Origin of the sequence: Sphaerotilus hippei, from assembly GCF_003201595.1 — a bacterium.
In the GTDB taxonomy this organism is placed as follows: Bacteria; Pseudomonadota; Gammaproteobacteria; order Burkholderiales; family Burkholderiaceae_C; genus Sphaerotilus; species Sphaerotilus hippei.
Genome location: NZ_QJJS01000003.1, coordinates 126,852 through 139,134, shown reverse-complemented (window position 1 = coordinate 139,134; position 12,283 = coordinate 126,852). Strand labels below are relative to the sequence as shown.

Genomic DNA, 12,283 nt, shown 5'->3' with positions numbered 1-12,283 from the left:
GCCGCTCAGCGGCCGGCCAGGGCCCGCGCCAGCCGGTCGACGAAGTTCAGCAGCCCCTCGTGGATCCGGCCCGCGCGCGCGGCCAGCGCCGCGACGTCGGCCGCCCCCGCGTGCTGCAGGTCCGCCTCGAACGTGGCGAGCTCCTGCTGCAGCGGATGGCTGCCCAGCGTGGCCCAGGCGCCGCGCAGCGAGTGGCAGGCCTCGCGCCACGCCGGCAGCGGATCGGGCGGCCCCGATTGCGCCAGCGCCGGCACGCCCAGCCGGTAGTTGCCGACGAAACGCCCCAGCACCCGCTCCAGCGCCGGCATGCGGCCGCCGACGTTGTGCAGCGCACCGGACAGGTCCAGCCCATCGACGGCGGCCAGGCGCTGCTCGAGCGACAGGCCCGACTCCACCGCTGGCGGCTCGATCAGCAGCTGCCCGCCCCGCAGCGGCAGCCAGCGCAGCAGCGTCGAATAGAGCAGCTCGGGGTCGACCGGCTTGGCCACGTGGTCGTTCATGCCCGCCTCCAGGCACATCACGCGGTCGTCGCTGAAGGCGTTGGCCGTCATCGCCACGATCGGCAGGCTCTGGCCGGCACGCAGGCGGATGGCGCGTGTGGCCGCCAGGCCGTCCATCACGGGCATCTGCACGTCCATCAGCACCAGGTCGTAGGGGCGCGACAGGGCCAGCTCGACCGCCCGGGCGCCATCCTCGGCCGCCTCGACCACCAGCCCGGCCGAGTTCAGCAGCTCGTAGGCGACCTCCAGGTTGATCGGGTTGTCCTCGACCAGCAGCACCCGCTGGCCGCCGTGGCGCGAGAGCAGCAGGTCATGGGCCTGGCTGGGCTCGACGGCGCCGGACGACCAGGTCGCGCCCTTCTTGCGCAGCAGGCGCATCAGCGTGTCGTGCAGGGCCGAGGCGGTGATCGGCTTGACCAGCACGGCGTCGTACTGCACCCCGCGCGCCTGCTGCCACATGATCGGGTTGTTGAAGGCGGTGACCAGGATGCTGGGCGGCAGGCCGCCACCCAGCAGGCCGCGCAGCTGCTGCAGCGTCTCGATGCCGTCGAGCGGCTCCATGCGCCAGTCGACCAGCAGCACGTCGTAGGGCCGGCCCTGCTCCATCTCGGCCTGCACGCGGGCCAGCGCGGCCTGCCCGCTGCTCACCGCGTCGACCGTCAGGCCGAGCTGCTCCAGGCGATCGCACAGCGCCGCCAGCGCCTCGGGCAGGTCATCGACCAGCAGCGCCCGCAGGCCGCGCAGCGGGATCGGCGCGGCGCGCTCGCCGGCCTCGCTCGCCCGCCCCAGCCAGGCGGTGAACCAGAAGGTGCTGCCGGCGCCGGGCTGGCTGCTCACGCCGATCTCGCCGTCCATCATGCGCGCCAGGTGGCGGGTCAGGGCCAGCCCCAGACCGGTGCCGCCGTGGCGGCGGGTCATCGAGCTGTCGGCCTGCTCGAAGGCCTCGAACAGCGTGGCCTGGCGATCGGAGGCGATGCCCTCGCCGGTGTCCTGGACCTCGAAGCGCACCTGCAGGCGCTGGTGGTCCTCGGCCAGCAGCTCGCCCCGCAGGCGGATCCAGCCCTGCTCGGTGAACTTCACCGCATTGCCCATCAGGTTGATCAGCGACTGCGACAGGCGGGTCGGATCACCCCGCAGCCGCCGTGGCAGGTGGTCGGTGTCGACGATGAGCTCGAGCCCCTTCTCGCCCGCCCGCTCGCTGACCATCTCGAACACCCGGGCCAGCAGCTCGTCGAGCGAGAACTCGATGTGCTCCAGCGTCAGCTTGCCCGCGTCGATCTTGGACAGGTCGAGGATGTTGTTGATCACCTGCAGCAGGTGCTTGGCCGCGCTGTCGACCTTGCCCAGGCGCTCGCGCTGCAGCGCATCGCGGGTGTCGCGGGCCATCAGGTGCGCCAGGCCGATGATCGCGTTCATCGGCGTGCGGATCTCGTGGCTCATGTTGGCCAGGAAGGCGCTCTTGGCGCGCGTGGCCGCCTCGGCCTGTTCGGCGCGCCGGGCCAGCTCCTCGTTGAGCGCGGCCAGGCGCAGTTCGGCCTGCTTGAGCTCGGTGACGTCGGAGACCACCACGTTGACGCCGGTGACCCGGCCGTCGACGAGCTCCGGGATGAGGTCGGTCAGCATGTGGCGGACCGAGCCATCGGCCCGGACCAGCGCCTGCTGGAACTGCTGGCGCTGCCCCTGCAGCGAGGCCTGGAGGCCGGGCTCGTCGAGCGCCTGCAGGTCCGACCCGAGCAGCTCCTGGATCGTCATGCCCGGGATCTGCTCGGGACGACGGCCCCGCCAGGCCATGCAGGCCGCGTTGGCGAAACGGCAGCGCAGGTCCGGGCCCCAGTGGCTGATCAGGCCGGGCACCGCGTCGGCCACCGTGCGCACCAGCGCCTGCTGGTCGGCCAGGCAGCGGTTGGCCGCCTCGAGCTCGGTGGTGCGCTGCGTGACCATCTCCTCGAGGTGTTCACGGTGGCGCGCCAGCTCGGCCTCGAACTGGATGCGCTCGCTGATGTCCTCCTGCGCCGACACGTAGTGGGTGATGCGGCCCTGCTCGTCGTGCAGCGGCACGATGAGGGCCGACTGGATGTACTCGCGGCCGTCCTGGCGCCGGCCGATGAACTCGCCCTTCCAGGGCTCGCCCCGGCCCAGGGTCTGCCAGAGCTGCCGGTAGGTCCCGGGCGGCGTGCGCCCGGACTGCAGCAGGCTCGGGTTGCGGCCGATCGCCTGCTCGCGGCGGTAGCCGGTCTGGCGCACGAAGGCGTCGTTGACGTACTCGATGCGCGCGTCGAGGTCGGTGATGATGATGCTGGCCGGGCTCTGCTCGACCGCCTGCGCCATCCGGCGCAGCAGGGCTTCGGTCTCGCGCAGCGGCCGCAGGTCGAGGTAGCCGCCGACCCAGCCGAGCAGCGTCCCCTGGTCGTCGCGGATGGCCGCGATGTTGGCCGCGACATGCAGCCGGCTGCCGTCGGCGACCTGCCGCTCCAGCGTGCCCGAGAAACGCCCGGTCACGCGCAGCTGTTCCAGCGCCGCGACCTGGGCCTGACGGGCCTCGTCGGTGGGTGGCACCAGGGCGCTCACGTGCCGGCCGGCCAGCGCCTCGGCGCTGTAGCCGAACAGGTCGATGAAGGCCTGGTTGACGTAGGTGATGCGGAAATCCGTGTCGATCAGCAGCAGCGGCTGCGAGGCCTGGCGCAGCGCCTCGGCATAGAGCTCGCGGGTGGCCTCGGCGCGCTTGCGCGCCTCGATGTCCTCGATGACGGCGATCAGGTGGTCGGGCGTGCCGTCCTGCCCGCGCACCAGCGTGACCGTCAGGTGGGCCCGCAGCGTGCTGCCGTCGCGGCGCAGATAACGTTTCTCCACGGCCATCGACTCGCCGTCGCGGCCCTCGAGCAGGCGCCGGAACTCGGCCAGGTTGCCCGACAGGTCGTCGGGATGGGTCACGTCCTGGAAGCGCAGCGGCATCAGGTCGTCGAGGCGATAGCCCAGCAGGTCGCACAGCTTCTGGTTGATCCGCAGCCAGTGCCCCTGCGGCGACACCAGCGCGATGCCGATGGCGGCCTGCTCGAAGGTGGACTGGAACCAGCGCTGGCTCTGCTCCAGCAGCGCGCGGGTCTCGGCCTGCTGCTGCCGCGTGGAGGACTCGCGTCGCCAGGAGCGCATCAAGGCCACGCCGAGGCCGCCGGCCAGCAGCAGCGCCGCCGTCAGCAGCGCGCGCAGCAGGCGGTCGGCGCCATCGCCCAGCGCCGGCACGATCAGCGCCACCAGCAGCAGCACCAGCCCGGCCATCCACCACCCAAGGCCACCCTCGCGCCAAGGGGCCGCGCGGGCACGATCCGCCGCGCCGGGAACATCTGGAGGAGCCACGCCTGCACCACTGGTTGCGGGCCCCTCGCTGCCGCACCTGTGCACCGGAAGCCCTGTTGGAGGGGGGCCGGCGCCTGCGCCGGCTCAATCGTCGATTATCGCCGCGATCCCCCCCGGGGCATGCGACGGCCCCGCCGCCCGGCGGGCCGGCGCCGGCACAAGTCGACACGATGCGGACCGGCCACCGGCCGGCGCCCCACCCTGCAGGCAGAATCGCGCCGTCGCCGCGGCACCTGCGTCGCGGCCCCCGTCCTCCGTTCAGAGTACCCCGCCCGTGACCCCTCGGACCCCTTCCCCCTGGCGACCCGCCCGCCTGTTCGCCGGTGACGACCACGCCCGCCGCGTCTGGCGCGTGCTGCTGCTGCTGCTGCTCGTCGTCATCACCTGGCTGGCGCTGGCGCCCCATCCGCCCCAGGAAGCCAACCTCGGCTGGGACAAGCTCAACCACATGGCCGCGTTCACCGCGCTGGCCTTTGCCGGGGCCCTGGCGCGCACGCTCTGCAAGCGCCACCTCGCCACCCTGAGCGCCACGCTGATGCTGTTCGGCGCCTGGATCGAGATCGCGCAGAGCTTCGTGCCCGGCCGCTCGGCCGACGGGCAGGACCTGGTCGCCGATGCCGTGGGCATCGTGCTGGGCCTGCTGATCCTGTGGGGCGTGAACCGTGCCATTCGTGCGCTGGGTCGGCCGAGCGGGCCCCGTCCGATCGCGTAAAGAAGCATGTCGCGCATCAAGCCGGAGTCCGGCCGCGTCGACATCCCGGAGGAACGGCCGCACACCGGCCCTGACCCCGGATCCGAAGCAGGAGCGCTCCATGATCACCTCGCTGTCCAGCAGCAGCACCACCAGCACCAGCACGGCCGCCGCGACCGTGCGGCCGCCACCGCCCCGGCCTGACCCCGCCGACGCCTTCCGGCAGATCGACGCGGACCAGAAGGGCTACTTCACCCAGGCCGACCTCGCCTCCGCCGTCGTCAGCATCTCGGCGGCCGGCAGCAGCCTGGCGTCGCAGGACACGGCCACCGCCGCCAGCGACGAAGACGTCGAGGCGCTCTTCCAGCAGCTCGACGTCGACCAGGACGGCCAGGTCACCGAAAGCGAGTTCACCGCGGCCACGACCCCGCCACAGCCCCCCGCGGGCGCCGCCGCCCAGGCCCCGTCCGGCCCCCGCCCGCCCCCTGCCGGCGGAGGCGGCCCGCCACCGCCGTCCGGCAGCTCGAGCACCGCCGACGACCCGGCCGACACCAACCGGGACGGCACCGTCAGCCCGCAGGAACAGGCGGACTACGACGCCGCCCAGGCCGCCAGCGCCTCGCAGGCGACGGGCACCAGCGTCACGGCCCAGGCCCGCGAGGCCGTGCAGACCTACGAGACGGTGGACCTGATGGCCGCGTGAGCGCGCCCTCAATCGGCGGGGGACACCGCGATCATCGTCGCCTGCATGACGGCCACCGTCTTGCTGCGCTCGCCCTCCAGCGCCCAGACCTCGCCGGTGCACACGGTGATGGTGCGGCCGGCCTTGACGACCTTGCCGACCGCGACGAAGTGGCTGCCCCGGGCCGGGCTGACGAAATTCACCTTGAACTCGACGCTGACCACCTCCCGGTCCGCCGGCATCAGCGACAGCGCCGCATAACCGCAGGCGCTGTCCACGATGCTGGTGATCGCCCCGGCGTGCACATGACCATGCTGCTGCGAATGCGCGGGGTCGAACGGCATCTCGATGCACACCTCGCCGGCTTCGACCCGGGTCAGGCGGGCGCCCAGCGTGGCCATCAGGCGCTGGCGCTCGAAGCTGGACCGCAGTCGTTGCTCGACGTCCGCAGGGGCCGGGGTGTCAGATGCCATGGTGATCCTCGAGGTGGTGGCCGCCTTCGACGGCCTGGTGGAACATCGACCGGCGCCCTACGGACCTTCATCGAGCAGGGCCGCCGCGCCTTGCGGCGAACCGAACACGCAGCGCACGTCGTGTCCGCAGCCCGGCACCACCGACAGGTGGCGCGGCGGCCGCGGCGACCGGGTCTCGTTCTCGTGCTGCACGTAGGCCAGGGCCCGCCGCAGCCGGTCGGGTCCCTGCAGCATGGCAGCACAGCCGCGATCGGGCATCGGGTGAAACGCGCCAGGACCTGCCTGGCGGTCCGCCGCACCGACCAGGTAGCGCACCGAGGCCGCGGCGTATCGGGCCGCCACCACCGCGGGCTCGTCCGTCGACGTCCATGCGGGCAGGCCCTCCAGGCCGTGCTTCCAGGCGTTGAAGCCGGCACAGTCGGTGACCGGTCGGGTGAAATGGATCTGGCAGGAGGCGTCGGAGCCTGCCGGCTCGACGCAGGCGTCCCACACGGCCGGCTCGCCGTCCCGGCGGGGCTGCGGCCGCTGGTCATCGAGATACAGCCAGGTGCCGGGCGAGGCCACGACATGGCGGCGCTGCAGCGATCCGTCGTCGACGCGCCTGGACAGGCCGACGTGGCGCTGGACCAGTTGCGCCCCCGCGGAAAATCCGGCGATCGTGACCCGGGTGATGCTGGGCCAGGTCGACTGCAGGTGCTCGACCAGCGCGTCGAGCACCTCGAACGAGCCGAGACCGGCATCGACGGCCCGGCCGCCATCGATCCAGCTGCTGCAGCTCCACAGCAGATCACCCGCCTGCGCCGGAGGCCCGCCCCGGGTCTGGCAGCGGGTGTCGGCATCCGCCGACACCTGGAACAGCGGCGCGACCAGCACGGCGGTCCGCGCACGACCGGCCCGCTGCAGCACCGACCAGGTCGCATCGAAGATGCGCGCCGCGTCACGCGCATGCCCGTGCACGACGATGTAGGCCTGCGTGGGCGGATCGCGCCGGGCCGCATCGGCCGGATCGATGGAGCCGAAGAAACGCACTGTCCGGGCCGAGCCCGCCGGCTGGAAGGCGAACAGGCAGTCCGGCGACGCCGGCGCGGCACAGCCCTCCAGCGACCGGGCCTGGACCGCACCGGACAGTGCGCAGGCCAGCAGCCCGGCCCACCAACAGCGACCCGCGGATCCCCGCATCGCCCCTCCACGAATGACCTTCGTCACCTTCATCCGAACCCCGATCTGCAGCCGCGGCGCCGACCGGGATTCTGCGCGGGCAGCGACTCGCCGGGTCAGGGCGCCGGGGCGTGGCCCGGGCCGACGATGACGGGCCGGGAATGCCAGATCTCGTGGGCGTACTGGGCGATGGTGCGGTCGGAGGAGAACTCGCCCATGCCCGCGACGTTGAGCACGGCGCGGCGGGTCCAGTCGTCGGCGTTGCGGTAGAGCGTGTCCACGCGGGTCTGGGTGTCGACGTAGCTTTCGTAGTCGGCCAGCAGCAGGTAGTGGTCGCCCCAGTTCACCAGCGTGTCGAAGATCTGCTGGTAACGGCCGGGCTCGTCCGGGCTGAACATGCCGTCGCGGATGGCGTCGAGCACCGCCTGCAGCTCGGGGTTGCGGTCGTAGATCGCGCGCGGCTGGTAGCCCTGGGCGCGGATCTCGGCCACCTCGGGCGTGGTCTTGCCGAAGATGAAGATGTTCTCGTCGCCGACGTGCTCGCGCATCTCGACGTTGGCGCCGTCGAGCGTGCCGATGGTCAGCGCGCCGTTGAGGGCGAACTTCATGTTGCCGGTGCCCGAGGCCTCGGTGCCGGCGGTGGAGATCTGTTCGGACAGGTCGGCCGCGGGCATGATGATCTCGGCCAGGCTGACGCTGTAGTTGGGGATGAACACCACCTTGAGCTTGTCGCCGATGCGTGGGTCGTTGTTGACGGTGCGGGCGACGTCGTTGATCAGCTTGATGACCAGCTTGGCCATGTGATAGGCTGACGCGGCCTTTCCGGCGAAGACCACCACGCGCGGCACCCACTGCGCGTCGGGGTTGGCCAGGATGCGCTGGTAGCGCGTGACCACGTGCAGCACGTTGAGCAGCTGGCGCTTGTACTCGTGGATGCGCTTGACCTGGACGTCGAACAGCGCATCGGGATGGAGCCGGATGGCCAGCTGCTTGAGCACGTAGGCGGCCAGGCGCTCCTTGTTCTGGCGCTTGATCTTGCGGAAGGCCCCCAGGAAACCCGGCAGGTCGACCGCGTGGCGCAGGCCCTCGAGCTGGTCGAGGTGGCGACGCCAGCCGCGGCCCAGGCGCTGGTCGAGCAGCGTGGCCAGGCCGGGATTGGCCTGGGCCAGCCAGCGGCGCGGCGTGACGCCGTTGGTCTTGTTGTTGAAGCGCTCGGGCCAGAGCCGGGCGAAGTCCGCGAAGATCGAGTCCTTCATCAGCTCGGAGTGCAGCGCGGACACGCCATTGATCGAGTGGCTGGCGACGACGGCCAGGTAGGCCATGCGCACGCGGCGCTCGCCGGACTCGTCGATCAGCGACAGGCGGCGCATCAGCTCGGCGTCCTGGCCGTGGGTCTTGGCGACCTCGGTGAGGAAGAACGCGTTGATGTCGAAGATGATGCGCAGGTGGCGCGGCAGCACGCGGCCGAACAGCTCGATCGGCCAGGTCTCGAGCGCCTCGTGCATCAGCGTGTGGTTGGTGTAGCTGAAGACCTTCTGGCACAGCGCCCAGGCTTCGGCCCACGGGCGCTGGTGCTCGTCGATCAGGATGCGCATCAGCTCTGGAATCGCCAGCACCGGGTGCGTGTCGTTCATGTGCACGCTGACCTTGTCGGGCAGCGCCTCGAAGCCGGTGTGGGTGCGCAGGTAGCGGCGCACCAGGTCCTGCAGGCTGGCCGAGACGAAGAAGTACTCCTGGCGCAGGCGCAGCTCGCGCCCCGACAGCGTGGAGTCGTCCGGATAGAGCACCCGGGAGACGTTCTCGGAGTGGTTCTTGCCCTCGACCGCACCGAAGTAGTTGCCCTGGTTGAAGGCGCGCAGGTCCATCTCCTCGGTCGCCTTGGCCGACCACAGGCGCAGCGTGTTGGTCGCCTCGGTGCCGTAGCCCGGGATGATGGTGTCGTAGGCCATCGCCAGCACGTCATCGGTGCCGACCCAGCGCACGCGGGCGTCGGCGCCCTGCCCGCTGTGCTCGAGGTGGCCGCCGAAGCGCACGCGGAACTGCACCTCGGGGCGCGGGAACTCCCAGGGGTTGCCCTGCTTGAGCCAGTAGTCGGGCGACTCGACCTGGCGCCCGTCGATGATGTTCTGGCGGAACATGCCGTAGTCGTAGCGGATGCCGTAGCCGAAGCCCGGCACGCCCAGCGTGGCCATGGAGTCGAGGAAACACGCCGCCAGCCGGCCCAGGCCGCCGTTGCCCAGGGCCGCGTCGGGCTCGAGGTCGAACAGCGTGTCGGCGTCGACGTCGAGCTCGGCCAGCGCCTGGCGGATGGTGGGCATCAGCTCCAGCGCCAGGATGGCGTTGGTGAAGGTGCGCCCGATCAGGAACTCCATCGAGAGGTAGTAGACCCGCTTGACGTCCTGCTCGTACTGGGCGCGCGTGGTCTTCATCCAGCGCTCGACGAGGTGGTCGCGCACGGCGTAGGACACGGCGTGCAGCCAGTCCTCCGAGCGGGCCGAGACGGGGTCCTTGCCGACCGTGTACATCAGCTTGTTGGAGATGGAGCGCTTGAAGGCGCCCACGTCGCGGGCGAGGTGATCGTACTGGTGCTCGAACTGGGTCAGGTCCATGGGTCTTCGGCTCAGGTGTGGGGTCGTGTGGTGAGGGAGATCGGGCCGGGCGTGCGCTCAGCTCAGCTCAGCCCAAGGCCTGCTGGTAGACCTCGAGGTAGCGGTGTGCGGCCACGCTCCAGTCGCAGGGCTGGGTCATGGCGCGCTTCTGCACCAGCTGCCAGTCGGCCTTGCGCCGGTGCAGCGCGATGGCCCGGTCGGCGCCGTGCAGCAGCGCGCCGACATGGAAGTCGTCGAACACGAAGCCGGTGGCGTCGGTGTCGAGCGTCTCCAGGCGGGTGTCGTTGACGGTGTCGGCCAGGCCGCCCACGCGCCGCACCAGCGGCAGCGTGCCGTACTTCAGGCCGTAGAGCTGGGTCAGGCCGCAGGGCTCGTAGCGGGAGGGAACCATGATGACGTCGCTGCCGGCGATCAGGCGGTGGGCGAACTGCTCGTCGTAGCCGATGCGCACGGACACCCGGTCGGGGTGGGCCGCCGCCAGGGCCCGGAACGCGGCTTCCATGCCGGCGTCACCGCTGCCCAGCAGCGCCACCTGGGCACCCCGCTCGATCAGCCCCGGCACGGCCTGCAGCACCAGGTGCAGGCCCTTCTGCTCGGTCAGCCGGCTGACGATGCACAACAGGGTGGCCAGCGGATCCTCCTGCAGGCCCAGCTCGGCCTGCAGCGTGGCCTTGCAGCGGGCCTTGCCGATCAGCCGGCGGGTGTTGTAGGTGTGGGGCAGCAGCCGGTCGGTGGCGGGGTTCCAGACCAGGTCGTCCACCCCGTTGAGCACGCCGCTGAGCTCGTGGGCCCGGTCACGCAGCAGGCCGTCGAGGCCGCAGCCCTGCTCCGGCCCCTGGATCTCGCGGGCGTAGGTCGGGCTGACGGTGGTGAGGCGGTCGGCGAAGTACAGGCCGCCCTTCATGAAGCTGATCTGGCCGTGGAACTCGATCCCGCGCACGCCCCAGTACGACGGCGGCAGGGCCAGCGTGTCGAACAGCGCGGCGCCGAACATGCCCTGGTAGGCCAGGTTGTGCACCGTGTAGACGGTGGCGGCGACCCGGTAGCGCTGGCGGTCGGACACCTCGCGCACATAGGCAGGCGCCAATGCGGCATGCCAGTCGTGCGCATGCACCACGTCAGGGCGCCAGTAGCTGTCCAGTCCTTCGGCCAAGCGGGCGGCCATCCAGCCCAGCAGCGCGAAGCGCAGGTGGTTGTCCGCATACGGATGCTGCGAGGCATCGGCATACGGGCCCCCGGGGCGCTGGTAGAGCCCCGGGGCCTCGATGAGGTAGGCGTTGGTGTCGCAGGCCGGCATCCAGCCGTAGAGCAGGCGGACCGGCTCGGTGCTGAAGGGCGTGACGAACTCGGCCACCGGCACGGCTTCCTCGAGTCCCGCGAGGAACGCGTCGAAGCCGGGCAGCAGCACCCGCATGTCCACCCCCAGCGCCTTCATCGCCCGGGGCAGCGCCCCGGCGACGTCGGCCAGGCCCCCCGTCTTCAGCAACGGAAAGATCTCCGCACAGACCTGCAGCACCCGCATCGTTCAATCCTTCATCAAGTGTCAAGTGCCGCAAGCATCTTGCGCGTCACCAGGACCACACCATTGTCGGTGCGGAAGAAGCGCTGCGCGTCGAGCACCGGGTCCTCGCCGATGACCAGGCCCTCGGGCAGCTTGCAGCGCCGATCGATCACCACCTTCTTCAGGCGGCAGTTGCGCCCGATCTGCACGTCGGGCAGCACCACCGCCTGCTCGACCTCGGAGTAGGAGCGCACCAGCACGTTGGAGAACAGCACCGAGTTGCGCACCGTCGCTCCGGAGACGATGCAGCCGCCCGAGACCAGGCTGTTGATCGCCTCGCCCCGGCGCCCTTCTTCGTCATGCACGAACTTGGCCGGCGCCAGCTGTTCCTGGTAGGTCCAGATCGGCCAGTCGCGGTCGTACATGTTGAGCTCGGGCGTGGTCGACGCGAGATCGAGGTTGGCAGCCCAGTACGCATCGACCGTGCCCACGTCGCGCCAGTAGGCGCGCGAGTACGGCGGGTTGGCGATGGCCGACATCGAGAACGGGTGGGCCAGCGCCTGTCCGGTGGACACGGCCCGCGGGATCAGGTTCTTGCCGAAGTCGTGCTCGGACTCGGGATCGTTGGCGTCCTCCTCGAGCAGCTGGTAGAGGTAGTCGGCCGTGAACACGTAGATGCCCATGCTGGCGAGCGACATCTCCGGGTCGTCGATCATCGCCGGCGGGTCGGCCGGCTTCTCGACGAAGGCGGTGATGTGGCGGTTCTCGTCGACGGCCATCACGCCGAAGGCGTGGGCCTCCTGGCGCGGCACCTCGATGCAGCCCACCGTCACGCCCCGGCCGCTGGCGACGTGGTCGGCCAGCATGATGGAGTAGTCCATCTTGTAGATGTGGTCGCCGGCCAGCACGACGATGTACTCGGGCGGGCGCGAGTTGCGGATGATGTCGAGGTTCTGGTAGATCGCGTCGGCCGTGCCGCGGTACCAGCTTTCTTCATCCACGCGCTGCTGGGCCGGCAGCAGGTCGACGAACTCGTTGAGCTCGTTGCGCATGAAGCTCCAGCCACGCTGGATGTGGCGCAGCAACGAGTGCGACTTGTACTGGGTGATGACGCCGATGCGGCGCATGCCCGAGTTCAGGCAGTTCGACAGCGCGAAGTCGATGATGCGGAACTTGCCGCCGAAGTGCACCGCGGGCTTGGCGCGGCGATCGGTCAGGTCCTTCAGGCGGGAACCTCGGCCCCCGGCCAGCACGAGGGCCAGGGTGCGGCGGGCCAGTGCACGGCTCTGCGCGGGTTGTGCGTAGTTCATGAGGT

8 protein-coding genes are annotated in these 12,283 nt (G+C 70.9%); 2 read left to right on the top strand and 6 right to left on the bottom strand.

Annotated features, from left to right (window positions below; all coding sequences use genetic code 11):
• Positions 1-5 precede the first annotated feature (5 nt).
• Positions 6-3,776, bottom strand: coding sequence for a PAS domain S-box protein (locus tag C7444_RS04360; RefSeq protein WP_110399613.1), 3,771 nt, complete (start codon positions 3,774-3,776; stop codon positions 6-8).
• Positions 3,777-4,128: 352 nt separating this feature from the next.
• Between C7444_RS04360 and C7444_RS20180 the strand changes: the two genes are divergently transcribed.
• Positions 4,129-4,566: a VanZ family protein gene (locus tag C7444_RS20180; RefSeq protein WP_170130627.1), complete on the top strand. Its 438-nt coding sequence runs from the start codon at positions 4,129-4,131 to the stop codon at positions 4,564-4,566.
• A gap of 100 nt (positions 4,567-4,666) precedes the next feature.
• Entirely contained in the window at positions 4,667-5,248 is a 582-nt protein-coding gene (locus C7444_RS04350) for an EF-hand domain-containing protein (RefSeq protein ID WP_110399612.1), read from the top strand.
• Positions 5,249-5,256: 8 nt separating this feature from the next.
• Here the strand turns inward: C7444_RS04350 and C7444_RS04345 are convergent, their stop codons facing one another.
• The 5 genes from C7444_RS04345 to glgC form a co-directional block, all read right to left on the bottom strand.
• Positions 5,257-5,700, bottom strand: a complete 444-nt coding sequence (locus tag C7444_RS04345) for a PaaI family thioesterase (protein ID WP_110399611.1) — start codon at positions 5,698-5,700, stop codon at positions 5,257-5,259.
• A gap of 57 nt (positions 5,701-5,757) precedes the next feature.
• Complete coding sequence (locus C7444_RS04340) at positions 5,758-6,879, bottom strand: hypothetical protein (protein WP_110399610.1); 1,122 nt, start codon at positions 6,877-6,879, stop codon at positions 5,758-5,760.
• A gap of 95 nt (positions 6,880-6,974) precedes the next feature.
• Positions 6,975-9,467: a glycogen/starch/alpha-glucan phosphorylase gene (locus C7444_RS04335; RefSeq protein WP_110399609.1), complete on the bottom strand. Its 2,493-nt coding sequence runs from the start codon at positions 9,465-9,467 to the stop codon at positions 6,975-6,977.
• Positions 9,468-9,534: 67 nt separating this feature from the next.
• Complete coding sequence (gene glgA / locus C7444_RS04330; RefSeq protein ID WP_110399608.1) at positions 9,535-10,989, bottom strand: glycogen synthase GlgA; 1,455 nt, start codon at positions 10,987-10,989, stop codon at positions 9,535-9,537.
• Positions 10,990-11,003: 14 nt separating this feature from the next.
• Positions 11,004-12,278 carry a glucose-1-phosphate adenylyltransferase gene (gene glgC, locus C7444_RS04325; RefSeq protein WP_110399607.1) on the bottom strand — a complete coding sequence of 425 codons (1,275 nt, stop codon included), beginning with the start codon at positions 12,276-12,278 and terminating at the stop codon, positions 11,004-11,006.
• Positions 12,279-12,283: the final 5 nt, after the last annotated feature.